Raw genomic sequence first — 24,461 nt, forward strand, 5'->3', positions numbered from 1 at the left:
TTCTGATTGTTCAAATTTAGACAGAGACAGTATTTGAAGTATAAAACATTTGAATCAAAGCCTATCAATTTTGGGGAAAACATCTCCTTGACCATTATTTATAATACCCAACCCTTTAAATTTGTAGGATCAGTTCTAGTTCTGGGCATTGAAGAATTAAAACCACTTAAATATTAATTCCCAGACCTTAATTTAATATGTATGGAGATGGTTGATTGCTAGGCAAATTTTAGCTTATCTAACTAAATTTTAATACCTTAAAATGTAATAAAGAATCTTTATGTGCCACTTAGTTACAACTGTTTCAATAATGAAGTCCATGTTTTATTTATTTAAAATCAGGAACACATGGTGCGTTGTAAGAATGAAATCAATTTTCTTCACAATAGTATTGTTCTTTTTTTCGTTCTTACAAATCGGTTTTTGCCAGGATGTTCTTGATGATAATAATTTTGTTACCATCAATGAGGATATTACTCAATATGGCATCACCTCAATTTTTAAGGACTATGCGGGATATTTATGGATTGGTACCTATGGGGACGGATTGTTTAGATATAACAGTATAGACTTTAAAAATTATAAACAAGAGTTCAATTCTACAAGCGAATCGCTTAATAGTTCAGTTGTAAATTCTATTCATGAGGATGTGCAGCATAGATTGTGGGTAGGAACGGATCGTGGTATAAATTTGTATAATAGGGATTTGGATAGATTCGAGAATATTGAGTCGCCAAATCAAGAAAGTTTTGGAGCGTTGGCAATATATGCCATTGCAGAATATAATGAGGATAGCTTGCTTTTGGGGACATTTGGCCAAGGACTGTTTAAATTTAATAAGAATGATTTAACCATTGAACTCATTCCTTTTACTGGAAAATTATCAGATGAAGGGCTGTTGATCAGCTCCATAGTTAAACTGCCCACCGGACGGGTATTAATAGGTACGAATCTTGGGTTAATGACGTTCGACCCATATAAAGAAGAACTTCAATTGGCAAAATTTGATATAGGAAGGGGTTTTGATTCCATTGATAATTCTATTGAATCTATGCATGTGGCTATAGACAACTCAGTCTGGATCGGAACGTTTTCTTCAGGAGTATTAAGATTATATGAAAATGAAAAAGGACTCTTTACAATTGACAAATACCCAATAAGTGAAAAAAGGATATTGTCATTGGCAGAAAAATCCAATGGTACAATCATATGCGGTACAGAAAATGATGGCCTTTTTGAAGTTAATAGTCAATCCGGGACCATTAATAACTATAAATATGATAAACTAAAACAAAATGGATTAAAGACAAATTCCATTTGGACCGTATACGTTGATGAAAAAGATAGAATATGGTTGGGATACTATAACAAAGGTGTTGATGTGTATGATAACGATTACAATAAATTTAGTTCCTTTAAGAATATACCGGCCCAGCCCAATTCATTGAACTCCAATGCAGTAACTGCGATTGATAGTGATCAAGAAGGTAAGTTATGGATAGGGTTGTTGGACGGCGGGGTAGATGTATATGACCCACTTAAAAATAAGTTTACCAATTTACACGATCAAAAAAATGATATTGCCAAGGGACTTTATGCCCTGGACATTCAAACTATTTTTGTGGATAGTAAAAATAATAAATGGGTGGGCACATGGAATTATGGACTATTTCTATTAAAACATAACGAAAGAACCTTTATAAACATAAATAAGGATACCCCTAACAGCGTTTTTAAATCCAATAGAATCATGAGTTTTGCCGAAGACTCCCAGGGTACCATATGGATTGGTACTTTCTCAACTGGCTTATACTCCTATTCCAAAAACTTGTTTAGACATTATAATGGCCCGGAATTTCGAGCTTTTAATATTCATCGAGGTAACATTCGTAAGGTACTGGTAGATCATGAGGACAATGTTTGGTTGGGCTCTAGGACAGGTGTATTCAAAATTAAAAAGGGTAATGAACCCATTTTCCAAGTGAGTTCTTTAAATGATGAACTCAACAGTACCTTGGCTGAACCGATCTCTGAACATATAATTTTTAGTCTATTTGAAGATACAGAAAGGCAACTTTGGATAGGAACCTTGGGAAATGGGCTATATAGATACAATATGGACAATGATTCACTTTATTGGTATAATATAAATAATGGTCTAATTCATGAAAGTATATCTTCTATTACCCAAGACGCTTCAGGGGCATTATGGATTGGCGGAAATGCCGGATTATCAAGATTGGATATTAAAAATAACGCCTTTACCAACTTTAATAAAAAGGATGGTTTACTATCCAATAGTTTTAATTACAACTCGGTTTACAGAAATAATAACAATGTGCTGTTTTTTGGAAACTCCAAAGGCATAAATTATTTTAACCCAGATAAAATAATATATAACCAAGAGAAGCCAACCGTTTATTTTACAGATTTTAAGATATCCAATGAATTAATAACTCCAAGTACAGAAAACTCTCCATTGAAAAAAGTAATATCTAAAACTGAAGAAATAACTTTAAATCATGACCAATCTGTATTTACTATAAGCTATGTCGGCACCAATTATACAAGGAGCGAGAACAACCAATATGCTTATTATTTGGAAGGATATGATAAGGAATGGAATTTTGTAGGAACAAATAGAAGCGCTAATTACAAAAATATTCCTCCAGGAGATTATATCTTTAAGGTAAAAGCTTCCAACAATGACGGTATTTGGAATGAAACCCCGACTACTTTGAGTATTAAAGTGCTTCCCGCTTGGTGGGCTACAAAACTAGCCATTATAAGTTATATTTTATTAACCTTATTACTTGGCTATATAGTTTACAGGTTTCTTAAAATTAGGATTCAGGAGCGAAGAATATTGAGTTTTGAAAGGGAAAAACACAAACAGTTCGAGGCACTTAATGATAAAAAGATTCAATTTTTTACGAATATTTCCCACGAATTCAGAACACCTTTAACCCTTATACTATCGCCGCTGGAAGATATTATTGAAAAAGAGAATACCCAATTTTCCAGTGATATTAAAGAAAAGCTCAATACTATTTATAAAAATGCAAAACGTCTTTCCAGGCTTATTAATGAATTAATGGATTTTAGGAAACTACAATTCAATAAAATGACCATAAATGCTTCCCAAATAAATGTAGTCCCCTTTATTGAAGAAGTGGTAGGCCACTTTGAGGAGGAGGCCCTTTTAAACAAAATTGAGTTATCGGTAGAGTATGATAATGAAGATATTTCAATCTGGTCAGATCCGTCGATGCTAGAAAAAATTGTTTTTAATTTGTTGTCAAATGCCTTTAAAGCTACACCAACAGGAGGGGCTATAAGCGTACAAATAAATGCCTCCCAAGATTTAGTTGTACTTCCACTGATAAATGAAACGGAGCCGGTCGAAGTTATAGAAATTATAATTAAGGATACAGGATTAGGAATAAAGGAAGAAAATATTGATAAGGTTTTTGATCGATTTTATCAGGCCAACGAAATGAATGAACAGTATTATGGAGGAACAGGTATTGGGCTGGAAATGGTGAAGAGTTTTATAGATCTACACAAAGGCAAAATAGTATTGACTAGCAAAGAGAAAGCCGGTACACAATTCAAAATATATTTTCCGTTGGGCTATTCACATTTAAACATTCAAAATATTAATAGGACCAATAAAAATCCAATCAATGAATATTCTGAATCACAAGAAGTAAATTTAGATGGGGATAAATTAATAAGGGAAAATAAAGCTGTAAATAAAAAGATGGTTCTCATTGTAGAGGACAATGTGGAGTTAAGGACCTACTTAAAAAATGAGCTGAAAAATGAATACCAGATTAAAGAAGCGGAAAACGGTCTTGAAGGCTTGGAGAAAGCTAATAAATATATTCCTGACCTCATTATTACTGATGTTATTATGCCCATCATGGATGGTTTTGAGCTTTGTGAACGCATAAAAACCGATTTAAAAACTAGCCATATCCCTTTGCTTATGGTTACAGCAAAAGGAATGCAAATAGATAAGGTTAAAGGTATAGATTCGGGGGCCGATGTTTACCTTAACAAACCATTTAACTTGAAAGTTTTGAGGTCCCATTTAAAACAGCTGATTACGAGCAGGCAAATTTTATTCGACAAATATTTTAATGGGGTCAGTACCACGATTATTTCAGATAATACCACTTCTTTGGACAAGGAATTCATTAATAATGTGCTTGGCTATATCAATGATAATATAAGTGATGAAAAACTAAATGTCGAAAATTTGGCCGGGGAATTATTGTTAAGTCGGAGTAAATTATATAGAAAAATCAAGGCCCTTACAGGGGATACCGCAACTGAATTCATACGTAAAATCAGGCTGCAAAAAGCAAGACAACTCATTGAACAAACGGATCACACCATTGGTGAAATATGTTATATGGTCGGTTTTTCATCCCCATCTTATTTTACTAAATGTTTCAAGGACCATTTCGGAATTCTCCCTACAGAAACTAAGGAATTGCCTACTGAAAAATAACGGCTTTGTACAGGATATTTACATTCATAACGTTATAATACTAAAGAATAGCAAATAATATCTTTAGGGTTCTTACTTACTTTTGCTTCGAATCTTTTAATGTGAAATCCCTTTTTCTAACTTTGGACTGATGGTTTTCATTGTGGGCTACCTCTTAATTGGTTTGTTTTTATTTCTCGGCATACACCACCATTTTTATAGGTCCGATCAACCCAGATGGGGGAAGGTCAGCGTCCTTTTTATAAAACGGCATAGTAGTAAAGGTCATTTTCTCTTGTACATCGGGCTGTGCATCACCAATAAGCCTATTTACCCATGTATTAGTGACACTTATTTGCAGTTCGTTATTGCCCTTTTTCAAAGCTGATGTGATATCAATTTCATATGGTTTTTTCCAAATGGCCCCTAAGTTCTTACCGTTCAAAACAACTTCGGCAATATTATTTATTGTATGAAATTGTAGGACATACTTTTCACCTTCCTTTATTCTTTTCTTTTGGTTAAAGGTCTGTGTGTACAGGGCAGTTCCACTAAAGTATTTGGTGTCTTCGGAATCGGTCCATGATTTTAACTGTAAGAGTTCTTTGGATTTTTCATCAATATCCAAGGTCCATGTGCCGGAAAGAATTCTTTCGGTCAGTTTGACCGGCCTGCTCAACGATAGACTTTGTTCGGTGGTTTGGTCTTGAAAGACCACAAAAACGGCATCCCATGATTTGAAATCCAAAGGCACCAAAGTTCTCCCTTCTTTAAATTGATACCCCAGGGGACTTATTTCTCCGGTTTCCGCATTCCAAAGATTTGGGGTTTTACCACTCACATTGAAGCTTACGGTTGCTGTTGCAGGATTATCACTCCTGTTGTTTAACCAATATATATCGGTTTCATTATCCCTTCGGTGTCTGAACAGTATTTTATGGTCGGTACCACTTATTTGAACATCGGGAACTAAGTTAAGACTTTCTAAACTGGCCATTTTTGATTCCACCTCGTCTGCCAGTTTATGAAACTCATCAAGATCATCGGACAAACTAGGGGAGTTTTCTGGTATTTTCCCTGTTACTTTTACACCAGCATTCTGTAATTCCCTTATTTTATTGAGCGTGGAAAGTGTCATTTCTTTAGCGCTTTTATCCAACATCAGCACTTTGTAGGTATTGCCGCTCGGGGCCAAAAGGTTTCCTGCTTCAGCTTTAATATCCTCTTTTAAGATGGATGCGTTGACATAATCAAATTCCAAACCTTGTGGTATTTCCGGAAGTTTTTCCCTACTTACCCAAGTGATGTTGGTATTTTCCCCATAATAATAAAGGATATCCGCTACATTTTTACCCTGTTGTAGCAAATAGGAGCTGCGGCCAAGGTAAGTTATCCATGCTTTAGCACCAGCTCCGGACCAGGTTTCGTGACGCGTAAAGTATTGTCCGAAAGGGCCTAGTGAAAATCCGGGGGGTGTTTCCAAAGGCTGATGCACCGATGTGTGGATTACAAAACGATTGAGCCCACTGGCCATTTCAAGATCGGCAGTCCGTTTTAACCTCTCAGGATGTTCTTGAAAAGGCTTTCCTATTGAAGTCATGGATTCCGCGGCTACAAAGGCTTTTCCATAAATATGGGCCACAGAGGCAGATTCCCGTATGTCGGCCTCGCTCCGTACCTCCTCGTCATTTCCTCCAGCCAAACTTCCTGGCGTCCACATGGCGGACATAGGGATATCGGCATTGCGTTTAACATCCATGCCATCTGCCAAATAGATGCGTCCGCCTTCATGGGATTCGGTATATCGTTTCATACCGCGTTTATGTAATTCGTCCCCAATAACATCGTAATGGTTTTCTGCAATCATTTCCCCAATGGTCTTACGGAAATCCCATAAGAATTTATCACTGGCTTCGGCACTTTTTACAATGCGACCGGTTAAGGCTGGAATCCAAGTTTGAATGGAATAGCCTCTTTTTTTCTGAAATTCCTCGGGCAGATTTTTTGTCCAGTTCATGTGTCCGGCTTCGTAGCTATCCAAAATCATATACCCCAACCCTTTATCTCCCATCTGCCTATCAGTTGCATCCTTGTACATATCTAGGTAAGTATTGATATACCTTTTAACGGCCATTGGATCTAATTTATCCACTTCCAGCCCTGTGGCCTCTGGTGATGCTGGGTGATTTTGACGTCCAGTCAAAGAATAACCAAAACGAATAATTGACCAATTTCCATTGGGAACTTTCCATTCCAAACTTCCATCCGTTTTCATTTTTGAAGTTAAATCAATGATATCTTCGGTAGCTATTACTCCTGAATCCTTGGGCATAAAGGATGTTGTACCTTCCTTCCATGGAGAAAACCCGGCTTTATCCTCAATTTTGTCTATTCGTGGGGTGTTGTACAATATAAATTCGGCTACCTGTACACCATCTGGTTTTGGTACTTCGGCCGCCCCTCCCATCATTGCCGCTAATCCAGTTACCTGTCCCGCCAAGGTCTCATAGGCAAATCTGAAATATTTGGCAGTTGTAGGAGGGAAACTTACCGTGGTTTGTGGCACCAGACTACCATGGATCCGGGTTATTTCACTAAAATTAATACCATCATTACTAATCTTAAGGCTCCTATTTTCAGGACTGCCCCTGAATTGTTCCAATTGATTGTGGTTTGCCCCGACAACTGCAAGGGATTGAAATGTTTGTGGTGTTTCAAATTCATACTGGATCCACATATCCTCCCCAACTTCTTCGGGAGGAAGATAAGTGCCTGTTCGGAGGTCTCCATCCGTAAGATCGGTTAGATTAAAATCTCCACCGCTTGAAGATACTTTTGGCTTTAAACCATCCAGAGTTTTTTCCGAGTCAGGTATCCGATAGGCAATAACTGCTACATCCTGATAATATTTTGGAAGCGCTTCCAAAGTATTCCCGCCAATATCTTCCCTCGGGGCCATATCGTTTTGGAAAACCCCTGTGGTTTGGGGAGGTTCAGGAATTCGTCCTTTGTAGGTCTGTCCTCCCTTTACCGTAAGTTCGGACCATACATATTTTTTCATACCGTCTTTTGGTTCAACCCAAGGTCCGCCGGTAACACTCCAGCCAGGTGAACCAGCTATGGCCATTTCCAATTTTTTTTCGATAGCGAGATCGGTAGTGTACTTAAAAGCCTCTTTCCATTCTGGCGTCATAAATACTAGTTTATTGGACACAACTACTGGGGTTAGGAGGTTGGCGTCGAAATTTTGAAAGCCTCCGATACCAGTGTCTTCCATCCATTCCAAATCTTTTTTAATGCCTGCTTTGGTAATGTTGCCATTCATCCAATGCCACCATACACGGGGTTTGGCGCTATTAGGGGGGCTTTTAAATTCTTCTGATGAAACAGTTTTTAGGGTTTCTTGTGCCATACCTTGAGTAGAGGTAAAACAAAGGACTACCAGTGTTAATAAACTGGCTAGTGTGAGTGTATTTTTCATATAGATGGACGTTATTGGAGAATATTTCGAAAACAAGGTAGGATATGTTGAAAACAATACTGTCCTGTACTGTGCTGAATTGTAAGGAAATGGGAAAGACGTTTTACTTATAGAAGGAAAATCATGCTAAAATAACTTTCAAATCGAATTTAACCTAAGTCAGCTTGTGGAAAGCATAGGACTGGGTAGTTTCAGGTAAAACTAAGAGGAAGGGAATTTGTTTTATTTTCAAGAGGCACCTTTAACAAAAATCCTTACAGTCCCCAGCCTGCGTTGTATTATCATAAGAAACAAACACAGCTAATTAATTTCACCAACCTCTGCGACTGTGTCCGGTTAAAAATCATGAAATTCATCAAATTAGGACAATTCATACTGTTCTTAAAGTAAGTATGGGCGAGGTTTTTATACCTTAGCGATTTTAGGCCAATAAATATTGGCCTTGGCAAAACAACAACGCTATTTTGTTACATATTAAATGGAGTAAATCTTCCGGACTGGATTTTAAAAAAGCATTGCTTTTTATGACCATCAGTACCTTTTCATTTGCGTTGATGAATGTATCCGTGAAGTATTTAAACCGGATCCCAACATTTCAAATTGTATTCTTTAGATGTTTTGGTTCCTTGGTGTTGGCAACAACCTATATTTTGGTCAAGGGGATTCCCATATTTGGTATCAAGAGAAGACTTATGTTGTTAAGAGCTGTGTTGGGCCTAACGGCTATGAGTTTGTTCTTTTTTTCCTTAAAATACTTGAATGTTGGTACTGCAGTTTCATTAAGGTATATAGCCCCTATTTTTGCTGCTGTTTTTGCGGTTTTCTTGTTAAGGGAAAAGTTGAAAAATATTCAATGGCTTTTCTTCCTGACTGCCTTTGCAGGGGTACTGGTTTTAAAAGGGTTTGATGGCAATATTAATCCAATAGGTCTGACCCTCATCTTAACCGCCTCTGTTTTTAGTGGAATGGTTTATGTGGTTATTAGAAAAATAGGAGTTTCCGATCACCCTGCAGTTGTAGTAAATTATTTTATGTTCGTAGGGACCGTAATTGGCGGACTTTTGGCTATAGCTGTTTGGGTTAGGCCTATAGGTTACGAATGGATGTTTTTACTATTGTTAGGTGTATTTGGTTTCATGGGGCAAATATATATGACCAAGGCATTTCAAATTGCAAAAACAAACCTGGTTGCTCCATTAAAATACATTGAGGTGATATTTACAATTTCAATCGGTGTATTGTGGTTCAATGAAGCCTACACTATTTATAGTTTTATTGGATTATTTATGATCATTTCCGCCTTGGTGTTGAATACTTTGGTGAAGAAGGATTAGATATTCACCCTCTTAACCTGGATGACAGACCTATTTTATGGTTATACTTTTACTTTCGAGTATGGCTATCCGGCTTTAAACAATCTTTTTTTTAAATACATATCCAAAAACGGAGTGCAAATCACAAATTAGTTTTAGCTTTGTCCTTGAAATGGGGTGCTTGCCAATATGGGCAGGCTGAGATGATACCCAGGAGTTTTAACTCTGAACCTGATCCGGATAATGCCGGCGTAGGGATTTTAGTTCGATGTTGCACCATTGCAAGTCGCTACTTTCTTCATCTTCCCATTTCATAAATTAAAGTTAGGGAATCGATGGAGAATTTTTTCACACAGCTTACATGGTTACAGGCAATTGGAACAGTCCTTGGAGTAGCCCAAGTGCTATTGGCAAGGGATAATAATATCCATAATTATTTATTTGGAATTGTTTCCATTTTAATTGGTATTTGGGTCCTATACCAAACAAAACTGTATGCGGATATTATACTTCATCTATACTATTTGCTTATGAGTATCTATGGTTGGCTTTATTGGAAGTATGGTAGTCAAAAAGAAGAAAGTCCTATTACTTACTCGAATAAGGCAGAACAAATAAAGGCAGTTGGTATTGTGATCGCCTGTTTTGCACTTATGGTCTACTGGCTAAGATTTCATACCAATTCGGATGTTCCTATCTGGGATGCGGCTGTTAGTGCCTTTGCCTGGGCCGGGATGTGGCTCATGGCCAAAAGAAAAATGGAGAATTGGATCTACTTAAATATTAGTAATATAATTTCAATTCCCTTGCTCTTTTACAAAGAACTGTACATTTATGCAGGCCTCACCATTTTCTTGTTTATAGTGGGAACCTCGGGATATTTTAAATGGAGAAAATTAATTATAGATGACATTAGTAGACAGCCTGCACAAGCATAGTAGAATAAATTGGGAAGTCGATGTATTTCCACAAGATGTTTTGGATTGGATCATAAATGAAAACCTATGGAACATATGGGTCCCTAAAACTTATGGTGGATTGGAACTATCCCTAACAGCGGGATTGGCCCGGCTTAGGGAATTGGCCAAGATTGATGCCAGCTTGGGATGGACCATAACACTATGTAGTGGGGCCAATTATTTTATAGGCAATTTACAGCCAATTAAAGCTCAGGAAATTTTTATGACGACAGGGGTTTCCCCTTGTTTAGGGGGAAGTGGAGGAGTTTTTGGAAAGGCTGAAATAGTTGGTGATTATTTCAGAATTTCGGGAAAATGGCGCTATGCCACTGGCGCTCCCTACCTCACACATTTCACATTGAACGCGGAAATTGTGGAAAACGGGATCAAATTGCGGAATGATGACGGGTCGCCAAGGGTGCAGTCATTTATAATTCCTAAAGATGCAGTGCAGGTAATTGAAGATTGGAATACCATGGGGCTAAAAGCTACCGCCACCCATTCTTTTGCTGTTGCAGATTATATGGCCCATAAGAGCTGTAGTTTCAGCTATAATGATTGCTATTTGCCTCACCCTATTTTTAAAATTCCCTTTGCCCTATTTGCCGATTTAACTTTATGGATAAATTATATTGGAATAGCTGAACATTTAATGGAAGAAGCCGGTTCAGATATGGGCAAAGGGAAGTTGAACGCTTTGGAAAATACTATTTTGGAGTCTGATCAAAAAATATTCTCTTACGCCAATGAAATTGAGAAAAGGATTGATGAAAAAAGGGTGATTGGTACTGATTATATGGAAGAAATACACAATGTAGCAGTTCAATCGGTGAAAGGAATTTCTCGGAATATCATAGAAATCTTTCCAAGTTTGGGAGTGAAGGCAAGTACAAAAGGCAATAAGTTAAACCAAATTTTCTGTGATTATTTTACAGCAACCCAACATCATATTTTTAGCAGGAAATAATAGAGAAAGAAAATAGGCAGCTTAAAGATTTATCCAATAGGTAAGTTTAAATACCAAAGCCCTATTCTTGCTCGTAAAATTGGAAGGAAAATAATTTTCGGTATAAACAATATAGAAATCTGAAGCCGGTTTATATCGCCATTGAAACCTAGCATTCAAATTCATGTTGTCCGTTAAATTATTGTACTGGTAATAACCCGTAAAGAACAGCTTATCCGTAAAGGTAACATCCAGCTTTGGTCCTAGAAGAAATAACTCTGCTTCACCATAATCTTCATCCAATTTAAGATTATTATAGTCAAAACGCATGGCAATATTTACGTAGGGTTGAAAGCGCATATCCAGCTGCCCTGATATATTTAGATTGGTGCCATTGTAAAATCCGCCATAAGTTGAATTTAATAGGAAATTCATTTTCTTCACCGTGTTACTTTGATAGGAAGCAGAAATAGTATTCCAACGATATTCCTCGCCTTCCAAAAATTTCCTGGATTCCACATTGTTTACAGGATTAAAATCAAAGGTCAATTGTTGAAAAATATGGGCTAAATCGAAGGTTAGGTTTGCAGAATTCTTGAAATCGAATACGTAGCCTATGGCAAATTCCCTGTCTACCAAATTACCATTAGGTAAATAGGTGTCATTTATTCTGGCTTGGGGCCCTGAATAAAGTAAACTGTTGTTCTCAGGGTAAATTTTGTAGGCTACTTCGGAATAATAGCCCATTTGTCCTGGATATACCATACTTCCCGGTACATAACCAACTTCGGCATTAAAGTTTTTATCAACAAAGAAGGCTCCCAAATTAGCCAAAAGACTACGGTCCGAATATTGAAAGAAGGCTGAGCCGGACATGGTCTTGGCTTTGTTTCTATTGTCGAAGGATTGTGCCAGGAACGAACTGTGGTACCACCTGTTATCCTTACTTCTCAGTACTAAATCGGCATCAAGGACCCTATTATAAGTGTTGGGCCTAAGGCGATCTTCCAAGGTAGGTCTGCCAAAAATACTGGGGTGGTAATATTTCAGGGAATCACTTTCCGTTACCCCCAAACTTTCTTTGTTGACAAAGGTCATGGAAAAACTGGATTGTTCGTGAAACATTCTTTGAACCGTGGCCACGGTATAGTTTTGGGCAGGTAATCCCAATTCCAACATTTTCTTTGTATGCATATTCATGACCCCTAAGCGCCATTTTTCGTTTATAGTTCCACTAAGTCTAGCCCCATACATTATAGGTACTTTCTGGGGAATTCCGGTAGAATCCTGGATAATACCGATACGTCTGGAGAAAAAGGGTCTGGCCGAATCAAAACCGGCATTGTCAAAAAGGTCGCTATTTTCTAGGAAAAATTGTCTGCGTTCCGGGAACCTAAATTCGAACCTTGATAAATTTAGTATTTGTTCATCGACTTCTATTTGGGAGAAATCGGGATTCACCGTAAGGTCTAAATTCATTGATGGGCTAATGCTTACTTTGGCATCAAATCCAGTCTGTAGTTCTGTTGAGGAATCTGTTGGGTCTACCTCCCTATCTTCGAATGCACCTCCAGAGATATAAGGGATAAGTGAAATGTTGGAACTGGCCTTGGGAATAGGACCCTCCCAAATAAGCTGCCCCGCATAGGCAAAGGTACCGGTATAGAATTGTCGTGGTGTACGTACCCAGGCCGACTTTATATTCCGTTTTTTATCCAAACGATCAAAAGTAACGTTCCATTCCTTAACATCACTCTTGTATTTAAAACTTTTGAACGGGATTGCCAATTCGGCAATCCACTTGTCCTCGTATCTAACAACCTTGGAGTACCATTTATTGTCCCAATATATATTGAAGGCGTTTTCTCCATTTCCGCCACTGGATACAGTTCCCTCTCTCTGGGCCCCTATGGCAGTTACATTAAAGAAATACCCGTTTAAACGGTCATTGTACGGTCCAAATATAAAGGAAACATTATCGTTGATGGAGTAACTAAAATCCCTTCTAAGGGTGCTCACTACATCTGGCGTGTCATCGTCATAACATACAAAGGATACATATAGAAACTCGTCGTTGTAAGTCATCCGAGCCTCTGTTTGAAAAGGGGAGGGCAAACTATCTACCGGAAAGTTTTGATACCAATCATCAGCTACGTCGGCTTCCTTCCAGGCATTTTCATCCAGAACCCCGTCCAGCACGATGTCGCCATGGAACTTTTTGATCTTCAATTTTGTGCCCGGTAGATTTTGGGCATAAATAATGGAAGATAAAAAAAGTAAGGTCAAATGTAAGCAATACTTCATTTGTTCCCGGTTTTATGGTTGGTTTTGGGCTATATGTACTAAAGATAAACTATTTATAGCTATTATTTCTATAACATGTCAATCCCATTTCTATTGGATTTATCCAGAGATGTTGGAAAACGCAAAGTTATTTTAACGTATAAACTAAGTTGAATTAGGAGGTTAAATCTTAACTGTTCTTTCGGGATTGTGGAACACTTTTTTTCGGCTTGGGAAATGAACAAATTTTAATGGCAGTAGAAGGTAATATGGTACTTTCTATTTTTGTGCCTGCAACGGATACAATGCCAATTTAAGGGAAAAAAGCCAACTGCAGCAATAGGGTAATCTATAACTGGTATACAGGAGTAAAAACAGACATATGGTTCATGGCCTGTTGAAGTATGAAGAGGTTATGGATGTAGTTCAAATGGAAAATATCTTTGTTTATTTCAAGTTAGAGGAAGTGGTCCATGCTTTAAGGTCATGAAGTGAATAGTTGACCTAAAAGTTTGCTCAATTCTTTTGCAGTGCAACAAGTTCCTCTAAGACTTCCTGGGCTTCTGCATACTTTTTGTCGCTTTCAGATCGGTTGATGCTGGAAAGTGTATGCCACTCCTTCATAAGTCCATTGTATTTTTCTTGAAGTTTTTTTTCCTTGGATTTGTTTTTGAATATTCCGAACATGATTATTTTATTAAGAATTTAGTTATTTTAGAACTCATGGGATTGGTGTTGGAAAAGAAATAATCGACTAAATTCCCCTTTTCGTCCACTAGATATTTTTGAAAATTCCATTTCACTGTAGAATTTTTATGGCCATTTACATCTTTGTTAGTAAGCCATCTGTATAAGGGGTGTTGGTTTTTTCCTTTAACATCGATCTTTTCGGTCATTAAGAATTTTACCCCATAATTTACTTCACAAAATGTTTCAATATCTGCAGGGCTACCTGGTTCTTGGCCCCCAAATTGATTACAGGGCAATCCTATAACCACTAAATTATTTTTATAGGAATCTTGGAGTTCCTGTAATTGCTTGTATTGGGGGGTAAAGCCACATTTTGAAGCCACATTTACAAAAAGGATATACTTTCCCTCAAAGTCTTTCAAATTTATGTGCGCAGCGCTTAGGCTGTTTATTTTGACATCATATATGGATTGCCGATCCATCTTTTCCTTGGGTATGGAACTGGTGAATAAGGTTGCGGCAAATGTTTTGAAGGGGTTCATACATTAAATTTTAAATGTTACAATTCCATAGTCCATTTCAAATATTTGACCTGAGATCGAGGATGCTTTTTCAGACAATAGAAATTCGGCCATTCCCGCTACTTCCTTGGGATCTAGGAATTTCTTTAAAGGATGACGTTCTTTAATATTTTCGATCATCTTTTCATTGCGCAGAAGTTTTGAAGCCAATTCGGTATCAGTAACCGTAGGTGCAATGGCATTAATACGTATCGTGGGCGCCAATTCGGCACCTAGGGATTTCACCAAACCTTCCACGCCAGATTTGGCTGTGGCAATACTGGCGTGGTACGGCATTCCTAATTTGGAGGCCACAGTGCTAAAAAGTAACACTGATGGGTGTTGCCCTTTTTTTAATACCTCCAAATACTTCTGAATGGCCTTGACGGCACCAATAACATTTATTTCAAAATCTTCCCTAAAGTCTTCCAAACTAAAACGCGAAATAGGTTTTAAATTGATGCTTCCGGGACAGTACACTATGGCATCCAGTGCAGTAATTTCAGGCAAATCGTCCTTAAGGATATCAACATTGTAATGTGTTAGGTTGCCGTGAGTATATTCTGGTGCCGTCCTACTAAGATTGATTACTTTATGGGAATCTACCAAATTACCAACAATAGCTTTTCCTATTCCCTTACTGCCTCCTACAATGACTATTGTCTTCATTTTTTTGTATTAAATTTTGGTAACCAAATGTTTGCCTTTTAGCCTTTTTTCTACTATACGTTTTATGGCGGTCAGGCGCTTCATGATATCCATAACCTTGTCATCCTTCTTGCTTTTATAAATTTCATTCAGTCCCAGGATTAGCGCTTTTGCTTTCCTCGAAATTTCAATTCTGTCGCTGGTGGAGAGCGATTTTAGTTTTCTTTGTTCAAATTCCAGTGCTTCGTTAATGAGGTCCATAATATTAATTTTTAAGATAGTTTTGTAATTCTGCTACTTTTGATGGAGTATTAAATTTACCTCCATAATAGGAGGTTACAGTTGCGGATGTTTCATCTTTAATGCCCCTTGATGACACACAAAGGTGTTTGGCATCTATAATTACCGCAACGTCGTCAGTGCCTAAAATACGTTTCAAATCCTCTGCGATTTGATTGGTAAGGCGTTCCTGTACCTGTGGCCTTTTGGCATAGTACTGTACAATTCTGTTCAACTTGGACAGGCCTATTACTTTTCCGGAAGAGATATAGGCCACATGTGCTTTTCCAATGATGGGTACAAAGTGGTGTTCGCAGTTGGAATAGAAAGTAATATTCTTTTCCACCAACATTTGATTGTACTGATATTTATTATCGAATAATGCTATTTTTGGCTTGTTTGCCGGATTTAAACCAGAGAAAATCTCATCGATATACATCTTGGCAACTCGCTCAGGAGTACCTTTCAGGGAATCATCTGTAAGATCCAATCCCATGACATCCATAATCTCCTGAAATAATAATGCAATACGTTGTTTTTTTTCTGTGTCCGACAGTTTAAAGGCATCTGGCTTCATTGGGGTTTCCAAACCTGTATAGAGGTGGTCGTCGCCGATATCCTCATGGGTGAAACCATTTAATTTATGTCCGTTTTTTTTGTTTAGGGTTAAGGTATCTATATTCATAATATCTTTTTAGTGTGCTGTACTTATGTACTCATCCCATAAGTCAAAGCACTTTTATCGTTTTGAAATTGAGTTATGTGTAATCTGTTTTTGTCTAGAACATTTAAAACGACCTTCTACAAAAGTTCTTAATTTTTGATGTTTGGTGGCCCGTCCTTGAACGCGTTGGCGCCACATTTTAAAACTACTTGGTTTCATTTCCCGTCGCATAAGCTTAATTACTTCTTGCTCACGCATAGAGAACTGATAGATTATGGCTTCAAATGGAGTTCTGTCTTCCCAGGCCATTTCAATAATACGGTCTATATCCCTTTCGCTCAAACTCATTTGAAATTTAAAAAATCATATTTTGACTCATATTTAGCTTTTTGTCTCATCAATTTAAGTAGGAGAGGTTTACTCTGTTCAAAGGCCCCATCTTTTCTGAACCTAACAAATCGCCCTTGGGCATATAGACTGCTATAGTCACCTTTGTAAATAACCAATTGATAAAATGGAATGACCCATGTAAAATTGATGGTACCTTTGATTATTCTCACCAATATTCCCAGCGGGCGTAATTCTATATTGGCATAAGTTGCATCAAAAGTACTGTTGAGATAATCTTTCATATTATCACTGGATTCCTCAATAACCATTCTTTTAGAAACAGTTCCTTTCATTTTAATAGTTTTTATAAAGCTGAAAGGTTTCCCGACCAAATCATTTATAAGTAGGGAAATATCTTTGTTTCTATGTGAGGTTTCTAAAATCATATTACTTCTGCACTATACTCAAAGCTACAAAATGTTTAAGTATTGTGAAAATAAGTTAAACAGAATTGGATTCTATTTTCTTATGGTGGTATAGGCTAATACTATATAAAGGAACTCTAATTGGTCACCAATTTATTGATAAGTCCATTGAAGATTAATCCATGGAAGGGAAACACGCTGTACCAATACAGACGGCCGGCAAGCCCTCGGGGCCGAAAAGTAGCGGTTTGTTTCAGAAGTCCATTTTCAATTTTAAATTCTAACCAAGCTTCTCCTGGAAGTTTCATTTCTGCGTATAACAATAGTTTTTTTTCGTTTTTATCGCTAAAAATGACTCTCCAAAAATCTAGGGCGTCCCCAGCATCCAATTCGGAAACATGGGTTCTTCCTCTACGCAACCCAATACCACCCACCAATTTATCCAGATACCCTCTTATTTTCCAGAGGAAATTGCCGTAATACCACCCCGTGGTACCTCCAATAGACCAAATCTTGTTGATAGTGGACTGTTCATTTTGCACTTTTCGTTCTTTATAATCCTTAAAACATCCAAATTGGGGAACATTGATGTATTTGTGCAGGTTATTCTTTAAGCGGCCGCTGCTCACCATGGAATCCTTCCAACTGGATACGATACTATTTTGTTCAATTTTTTCGAAGGCCAATTGCACGGCCTCTTTATAGGTTATAGGGTGTACGTCTAAGAGTTCATTGATATTGCTGGGCTTTCCAACAATTTGGACGCCCATGCTGTCCACCAATGTTGTTGCCAATTTGTAGGAGGTGGAGGTTACAAAATACAACCAATAAGAAGAAAGTTTTGGAGTCATGACCGGCACTGTTAAAATATAGCGTTTTAGCCCCCTTGTTTCTGCAAACTCCAAGAGCATTTGCTTATAGGTTAAAATTTCGGGACCAAAAATGTCATATGAGCTGTTATAAAGCTCTTTCCTTCCCTTTGCCCGTGATAAAAAAGCCAATACATCCCTTATCGCCAAGGGTTGGGTTTTGGTATTAAGCCATTTTGGCGCTACCATTACAGGTAGTTTTTCAACCAGGTCCCTAATGATCTCAAAGGAGGAGCTTCCCGATCCAACAATGATACCTGCCTTAAAAACGGTAAGTCCGTAAGAATCAGAAGCTAAAATTTCTTCTACATTTTTTCTGGACTGTAAATGTTTGGAAAGTTGTTCTTCGTTTGTAATACCACTTAGATAAATAACTTGCTTAAGGTTGGTAGTGGAAAAATAGTTTTTGAAATTGGCTGCACAAGCGGCTTCCAGGCGCTCAAAATTATTGGAAGAGTTAGACATGGAATGTATAAGATAATATGCCACATCAATATCTTTGGGTATATGTTTTAGAGTTTCCGGTTTTAAAAAATCGGCCTCGATTATACTGATATTTTCATCATCGAGGTAGTTTTTATCCGCTCTTAACTTATCCCGTACAGCGCAGACTACAGTATGCCCTTCATGGGTCAAAATAGGAATCAATCGTTTTCCGATATATCCTGTGGCGCCTGTTACGAGAATTTTCATTTATTGTTTTATATAGGATAAATAATTCAGCTTCACTCGGACATTAAAATCCATTGAAGTTGTTAATCTTAATATTGTCGGCTTTTAAATCGAACATAAGGTTGTACAAACCAAAAAATGTCCTATTAATATAGATAAAATGTTTGGACCCTCTGTTACCGTTCATTTTGCGTAGTTCGGTGCTCTTGGAGTAACGCTGTCCCAATTCTGTGATTTTTCCGAAGAATTCTTTATTTGAAAAGTCGAAAGTTTCCACCTGAAATGGTTGGGTGAAAAGACTTAACAATTCATGGAACATCTCCGTGAAGAATTCGGCTTCCTCTGGGGAATCGTCTTCACGTAAAATCTCCAGTTCATATAATTTGGAAACGAAGAATTTCTGGTCGTTAATATTCTCTGGTTTGGCCAACTCAAAATAAGGGACGTAGAAATCATTGGGAATAATTTTCATACAGCCAAAATCCAAGGCAATCAATTTACCTTCCTTGGATACCAAGAAATTTCCAGGATGTGGATCTGCATGTACTTTTCTCAACTTATGTATTTGGAACATATAAAAATCCCATAATGCCTGTCCCAATTGGTTGGCTTTCTCCTGATCGGTATTATAGGCTGTAAATTCTGAAAGGTGTTCACCTTGCATGAAATCCATGGTAATAATTCGATCAGAGGACAATTCTTCGTAATATTGAGGAAACAAAAGGTTGGGAATGTATGAGCAGGCATCAGCAATTTCCTTACTCTGTTCCATTTCCAACACATAATTTGTTTCCTCTATTAACTTTCCTTCAACTTCCTTAAAATACTTGTCCGAATCTTTGCCCTTAATATTAAACATTTTAATAGCAATAGGTTTAACAAGTGCAAGGTCGGAGGCTATACTCTCGGCAACTCCAGGATATTGGATTTTCACAGCAAGTTTTTTCCCATATTTTGCTGCCTCATGGACTTGTCCAATACTGGCAGCGTTGACTGAAGTTGTGTTGAAGGAATCAAATAATTCATTTGGCAGTTTGCCAAAATAATTTTTAAAAGTTTTAATTACTAGAGGGGGCGATAATGGGGGAACTGAAAATTGGGCCAAAGAAAACTTTTCCACATATGCTTGGGGCATTATACTTTTTTCCATGCTCAACATTTGAGCCACTTTAAGGGCACTTCCTTTAAGTTGTTTAAGGCTATCATAAATATCTCCCGCATTGTTCTCGTTGAGCCGTGATCTTGCCTCAACCTCTGTTTTCGTTAGTTTGTCGCCATAATACTTTAGATAATTTACCCCAACTCTGGCACCCGTGGACACCAGTTTTGAAGCGCGATGTATTTTAGAAACAGGTATATTGTCTATTGTTTTCATAGAATGTTTTTAATTCATGTGCATTTTTTCCTTGAAAAGAAATTTTCCAAAGTCGATTACACTTTTGAGCGGCGCAATATTCAAAACATCGAAACTGGTGTTGACCGATTTCTCTATAAAGATGTCGGTCTTTTCAAAGGCAGCCGAGGTGTCTTCCATCCAGAATTTAATGGTCAATAAAAATTGTAACCAAGCCGATTCTTGCAGTGCTCTACGTTGAATTTTATCTATTTGTTCCTGTTTAATGTCCAAGGTTTCAATGTCCAATTCCTCTATGTAGAAGGTGAAATTCTTTTTGAGCCCTGAAAGTAGCGTTAGTCCCTTTAGGCCGTTTTTATGGCGGTGTAGTGAGTACATTACATAACTTCTATTGGCCGTTAAATTTTCAAAAAAGGTGTAGTAAAAACTTAATAGCTTATTTCGGGCATCGAAGGATTTATAATCTTCGCTTTTTTCCAGTACAGAAATGGTATTATTAAAAAAAGCTTCGAAAATATGTTTTTCAATGGCTTCGAACGAACCAAAAAATTCATAGAACTTAGACTCTTCAAAGTTGTTGGCTTTTGCAAAGGCATAAACCGATTTGGGGTTTTCATTATGTTCAAGGACATAATCCATATAAGATGAGATAATGTCGTTTTCTGTTATTGTTTTCTTTTTTGCCATGATTTTCTGTTGTATGGTACAAGATACAAAATGTTTAACCTTTTTAATTAAATATTAAACAAAATTTAACTTGATTTTAGGGTGTTGAAACTTAAAAAGCCTTTAAAGGGCATTGCATAGAATTTTAAAACTCAAAAAAAGGGCTGCCATCCAGAATAGCGGGTTAACAACCTAGGTGGTAAATTAGGGTTGCAAGGATTTCTTCCTTAGCCGTAAGATTCCAAATTTATATCTATTTTGGGTCGTCAAAGATTTTGCACCAATTGATCTATCTGGGAAAAGGCAACAATAGTTTTGGGCAAATTACTTTTATTTATTTCTTGGAGCATTTTTCCCGATATCCAAAGCTCGGAAGCAGTGTCTTTCAGTAACATTTCATGAAATTCATTTAGATATGCCATAATGTTTTCCTTGTCCGGTTGTACCGTAAAATAGGAAACGAAGACAATATTATCATATAATGGAACCAAATCCTTTAAACTAAATATAGGAATGCTTTGTCCAAGAAAAATGGATTGATAGCCTTTTGATAGGATTTCATAATTTAGGAACATCAGCCCCAATTCGTGTATTTCGTTGTCCGGAAGATACAGCACAAAGGTTTTGGAGGCATTGGAAGGTGTGTTGAATTGCAACTTTTCTGTATTTACCAAAATCTTTTGTTTGATCAGGGCGCAGATAAAATGTTCATGGGAGGGCGTAATGGTATCGGTCTGCCAAAGCAGTCCCACTTCGTTTAAAAAAGGGATAAAATCTTCATAGAAAATTTCCCTAAATGATTTCTCCTTTAAAAGTGCATTGTATGTTTTAAAAAATAGTGCCTGATCAAAGTTCATCATGGACATTTTAAAGGAATTTAGCACATGTCCGTTGTCCCTCTGTTCCGCAACCATAATTTTTACAACCTTAGGAATATTATCTTCTCCTAGCTGCGAAATCTTTGAAATCTTATAACCGTTATTGTAGAGAAAGGTAACGTTAAGAAGTTTTTGTAGGTTCTCTAAATCATAACATCTTATGTTGGTGTCCGTTCTGTTGGGCTGAAAAAGGTTGTATCGCTTTTCCCATATTCTAATGGTATGGGCCTTAATACCAGAAAGATTCTCAAGGTCTTTAATGCTAAAATTACTCTTAACGTTGTTCATTAATTTTTAAAAAAGGTTAAACAAAAATATCATTTTTATATTTTATTTCAAAGTTTCTACAAACGTTTAATATATGGGTCTGTTCATGTGATTCCATCTTCGGCCAGTTTTTTTCTTAAATAATATTTCCCGAAAACAGAATATTCCACTATTTGCCTTAGCCATGGCAAATCGTATCTTTATGGCTGAACAATTATGTATTGAAATCATACAGCCAAATCATTTTCAATAATTTTAGGGAACTGCTGCACTTTTTGAAAAGTACCAATTTCTCTAAGGCCATTCTGATTGCCATTGCGGTTACGGTACCTATTTTACTTTCCATCAGATGGGGACATTTAGAAATTGGACTTGCGCTTTGCTTTGGGGCCTTTTGGAGTTCGCCCAGTGATGTGAGTGGCAACTTTCGTCACAAGAAATATGGGATCCTATTTTCTGCGCTGCTGGTAATGTTGGTTAGTTTTATTGGGGGGTATCTCAAGTTCGAAACGTGGTTGTTGATTCCTGTTTTGGGGCTTCTAACTTTTGCAATCGCCTTTATTTCGGTTTATGGATTTCGGGCTTCCCTAATCAGTTTTTCCGGCTTGCTGGCCCTGGTATTGAGTTTCGCCCATGAATCGAAGGAACTCGAAATTTATGAATACGCACTTTTAATAGGTGCGGGTGGACTATGGTATTTGCTATTGGCCGTACTTTGGTATCGTATAAATCCCAAAGCGCAGACCGAAGAGCTTTTCTGGGAGACTTATAGGCTCACCGCCGAATTTCTGGAAACTCGGGCTAAATTGGTAGGTCCGAAGATGGATCGATTGGAATTGCAGTCCAAATTATATGAGATTCAGAGTAAGTTAATTGAACATCATGAAACCCTAAGGGAAATTTTACTGCTTTCAAGGAAAAGTTCAGGAAGGTCAAGTTATCAGGCCAAAAGACTGTTGATTTTTGTTGAATTAATAGACATGCTTGAAACCGCTATAGCAAATCCGGTCAATTATGAAAAAATGGATGCTCTTTTTGGAGACCACCCCGAGTTTATAGAGAGCTTTCAGAATCTAATATTTGAAATGGCAGGTCAATTAAGGATAATCGCCGAGGCAGGAACCGACCAAAGCAAGTTTCCCAAAAATTCCAAATTGGTGCAATATTTTGGTAAGGTGGAACACGAAATAGCCAGCTTCAGGAAGGAAACGGGCACTGAAGATTATGAGGGATTCCTAATGCTTCAAAACCTTTTACAATATCTTGAAAAACAATTTGAAAAACTTAAAAAGATAAAATGGCTTTTGGGTAATCCGGATCTGGGTACGCTAGATTTGGTGGATCAGACTTTGGCCAAACGTTTTATAGTGGCCCAAGATTATGATCCCAAATTATTGCTGAGCAACTTTAGTTTTAGGTCTACCATATTTAGACATTCCTTAAGGTTGTCTGTAGCCGTTATGATAGGGTATGCTCTAGGTAATTTCTTCGATTTTCAAAATCCATATTGGATACTCTTGACTATTATCGTAATAATGCGGCCCAGTTATGGTCTTACCAAATCCCGTACAAAAGATAGAATTATTGGAACGCTTATAGGAGGCGCTATTGCGACCGGTTTTGTTTTTTTAATACAGAATCCCTTTGTATTTGGGCTCTTGGGAGTGGTGTCCTTGATTGTTGCCTTTTCAATGGTCCAGAAAAATTATAGGGCGGGGGCAACATTCATAACTCTTACCGTGGTATTTGTTTATGCCATTATCCGTCCAGATATAATAACCGTTATACAGTACAGGGTATTGGATACCCTTATTGGAGCTGGACTGTCCTTTGTGGCGATGTTGTGGATTTTGCCGGCATGGGAATTTATGGAGATCAGGGAGCAAATAGAAAATAGCGTCAAGGCCAATAAAGGTTTTCTTGCCCAAATTGCCCAATATTACGAACAAAAGGGTAAGGTTACAACGACCTATAAGGTGTCGCGTAAAGAGGCTTTCGTGGAAACTTCCAACCTTAGTTCGGCCTTTCAAAGAATGGCACAAGAACCTGTATCCAAACAAAAAAATCTGGATAAAATATATGAATTGGTTGTGCTTAACCATACCTTTCTTTCGTCTTTGGCGTCATTCAGTACTTTTATCCAGAACAATCCTACTACTGAGGCTTCGTTAAAATTTAAAAATTTTATTTCTGAAATTGATGAAAATTTGGAGCAGGTACTTCATGCCTTAGAGAATTCAAAATCCGACCAGGCACCCATTGATCCCCATAACAATCAGTTCGCCAAGGAACAGCTTCCCTCCTTTGTACCCAAGAATATTGAACTTTCCTCTAGGGTAGACATAAAATTGGAGCGCGAACTTCAGGAAGCCCACTTGGTTACAGAACAATTGCACTGGCTATTTTCCTTAAGTGGAAAAATGTTAAGGCTGGTCTCAAAAATCGAGTTTGATTAGAAGATTCATAGAAGGTTATTAGTTACTGTTTGTTAATTAAATTGTAAAAATTGGGAATGGATAGCTACCTAATTTATACTTATCGGCTTCCTATGGAATTGATCCTTAGTAATAAGAGCACAAATTCTTTTTAAATCAAAATCTATGAATAATAGCCTTTCCATTGCTATTTAATGCATTTATGTATTTTTACATTTATGACCTTTTTGTTCACTCACATTTA

General features: G+C 37.4%; 18 protein-coding genes and 1 riboswitch. Of the genes, 5 read left to right on the top strand and 13 right to left on the bottom strand.

The genetic code is table 11. The features are described from left to right. The first annotated feature begins 364 nt into the window (after positions 1 to 364). Positions 365 to 4,519, top strand: coding sequence for a hybrid sensor histidine kinase/response regulator transcription factor (locus U735_RS0106475; protein ID WP_031443045.1), 4,155 nt, complete (start codon positions 365 to 367; stop codon positions 4,517 to 4,519). A 169-nt stretch (positions 4,520 to 4,688) separates the two neighbouring features. Here U735_RS0106475 and U735_RS0106480 read toward each other — a convergent pair whose 3' ends face one another. Further along, positions 4,689 to 7,979, bottom strand: a complete 3,291-nt coding sequence (locus U735_RS0106480) for a glycosyl hydrolase (RefSeq protein ID WP_031443046.1) — start codon at positions 7,977 to 7,979, stop codon at positions 4,689 to 4,691. A 464-nt stretch (positions 7,980 to 8,443) separates the two neighbouring features. On the opposite strand from U735_RS0106480, the gene U735_RS0106485 reads away from it, so the two are divergent. The 3 genes from U735_RS0106485 (at position 8,444) to U735_RS0106495 (ending at position 11,218) form a co-directional block, all read left to right on the top strand. Further along, on the top strand, positions 8,444 to 9,313 hold the full coding sequence (locus tag U735_RS0106485; protein WP_262482702.1) for a DMT family transporter: 870 nt from the start codon (positions 8,444 to 8,446) through the stop codon (positions 9,311 to 9,313). Between the two features lie 142 nt (positions 9,314 to 9,455). After that, a riboswitch (TPP riboswitch) is annotated at positions 9,456 to 9,567 on the top strand. Between the two features lie 60 nt (positions 9,568 to 9,627). Next, positions 9,628 to 10,230: a nicotinamide riboside transporter PnuC gene (gene pnuC / locus U735_RS0106490; protein WP_031443048.1), complete on the top strand. Its 603-nt coding sequence runs from the start codon at positions 9,628 to 9,630 to the stop codon at positions 10,228 to 10,230. Then, complete coding sequence (locus tag U735_RS0106495) at positions 10,199 to 11,218, top strand: acyl-CoA dehydrogenase family protein (protein WP_031443049.1); 1,020 nt, start codon at positions 10,199 to 10,201, stop codon at positions 11,216 to 11,218. Before pnuC ends, U735_RS0106495 begins: the two co-directional genes overlap by 32 nt. Before the next feature lie 21 nt (positions 11,219 to 11,239). On the opposite strand, the gene U735_RS0106500 is transcribed toward U735_RS0106495, so the two are convergent. The 12 genes from U735_RS0106500 to U735_RS0106555 all read right to left on the bottom strand — a co-directional run bounded on the left by U735_RS0106500 (position 11,240) and on the right by U735_RS0106555 (position 21,803). Continuing rightward, entirely contained in the window at positions 11,240 to 13,501 is a 2,262-nt protein-coding gene (locus tag U735_RS0106500) for a carbohydrate binding family 9 domain-containing protein (RefSeq protein WP_031443050.1), read from the bottom strand. A 495-nt stretch (positions 13,502 to 13,996) separates the two neighbouring features. Next, the gene (locus U735_RS25515; RefSeq protein ID WP_034248072.1) at positions 13,997 to 14,167 is read right to left on the bottom strand and encodes a Lacal_2735 family protein; all 171 of its coding nucleotides are present in this window, start codon (positions 14,165 to 14,167) and stop codon (positions 13,997 to 13,999) included. A 2-nt stretch (positions 14,168 to 14,169) separates the two neighbouring features. Further along, entirely contained in the window at positions 14,170 to 14,712 is a 543-nt protein-coding gene (locus U735_RS0106510; protein WP_031443051.1) for a glutathione peroxidase, read from the bottom strand. A gap of 3 nt (positions 14,713 to 14,715) precedes the next feature. Further along, the gene (locus U735_RS0106515; RefSeq protein ID WP_031443052.1) at positions 14,716 to 15,399 is read right to left on the bottom strand and encodes an SDR family NAD(P)-dependent oxidoreductase; all 684 of its coding nucleotides are present in this window, start codon (positions 15,397 to 15,399) and stop codon (positions 14,716 to 14,718) included. A gap of 9 nt (positions 15,400 to 15,408) precedes the next feature. Then, entirely contained in the window at positions 15,409 to 15,639 is a 231-nt protein-coding gene (locus tag U735_RS0106520) for a hypothetical protein (RefSeq protein ID WP_031443053.1), read from the bottom strand. Between the two features lie 4 nt (positions 15,640 to 15,643). Next, positions 15,644 to 16,342, bottom strand: a complete 699-nt coding sequence (gene folE, locus U735_RS0106525; protein ID WP_031443054.1) for a GTP cyclohydrolase I FolE — start codon at positions 16,340 to 16,342, stop codon at positions 15,644 to 15,646. Positions 16,343 to 16,396: 54 nt separating this feature from the next. Further along, positions 16,397 to 16,669 (bottom strand): TIGR03643 family protein, encoded by a 273-nt coding sequence (locus U735_RS0106530; RefSeq protein WP_031443055.1) that lies wholly within the window; start codon positions 16,667 to 16,669, stop codon positions 16,397 to 16,399. After that, positions 16,666 to 17,004 carry a hypothetical protein gene (locus U735_RS0106535; protein WP_232233189.1) on the bottom strand — a complete coding sequence of 113 codons (339 nt, stop codon included), beginning with the start codon at positions 17,002 to 17,004 and terminating at the stop codon, positions 16,666 to 16,668. Before U735_RS0106535 ends, U735_RS0106530 begins: the two co-directional genes overlap by 4 nt. Before the next feature lie 209 nt (positions 17,005 to 17,213). Beyond that, positions 17,214 to 18,638 carry an SDR family oxidoreductase gene (locus U735_RS0106540; protein ID WP_031443057.1) on the bottom strand — a complete coding sequence of 475 codons (1,425 nt, stop codon included), beginning with the start codon at positions 18,636 to 18,638 and terminating at the stop codon, positions 17,214 to 17,216. Between the two features lie 43 nt (positions 18,639 to 18,681). Then, positions 18,682 to 19,992 (bottom strand): ABC1 kinase family protein, encoded by a 1,311-nt coding sequence (locus U735_RS0106545; RefSeq protein ID WP_031443058.1) that lies wholly within the window; start codon positions 19,990 to 19,992, stop codon positions 18,682 to 18,684. 9 nt (positions 19,993 to 20,001) lie between these two features. Further along, positions 20,002 to 20,658, bottom strand: coding sequence for a TetR family transcriptional regulator C-terminal domain-containing protein (locus U735_RS0106550; protein ID WP_031443059.1), 657 nt, complete (start codon positions 20,656 to 20,658; stop codon positions 20,002 to 20,004). 245 nt (positions 20,659 to 20,903) lie between these two features. Continuing rightward, the gene (locus tag U735_RS0106555) at positions 20,904 to 21,803 is read right to left on the bottom strand and encodes a MerR family transcriptional regulator (protein ID WP_031443060.1); all 900 of its coding nucleotides are present in this window, start codon (positions 21,801 to 21,803) and stop codon (positions 20,904 to 20,906) included. A gap of 200 nt (positions 21,804 to 22,003) precedes the next feature. Between U735_RS0106555 and U735_RS0106560 the strand changes: the two genes are divergently transcribed. After that, positions 22,004 to 24,238 carry an FUSC family protein gene (locus U735_RS0106560; RefSeq protein WP_031443061.1) on the top strand — a complete coding sequence of 745 codons (2,235 nt, stop codon included), beginning with the start codon at positions 22,004 to 22,006 and terminating at the stop codon, positions 24,236 to 24,238. Positions 24,239 to 24,461: the final 223 nt, after the last annotated feature.

Source organism: Arenibacter algicola (assembly GCF_000733925.1).
GTDB lineage: Bacteria > Bacteroidota > Bacteroidia > Flavobacteriales > Flavobacteriaceae > Arenibacter > Arenibacter algicola.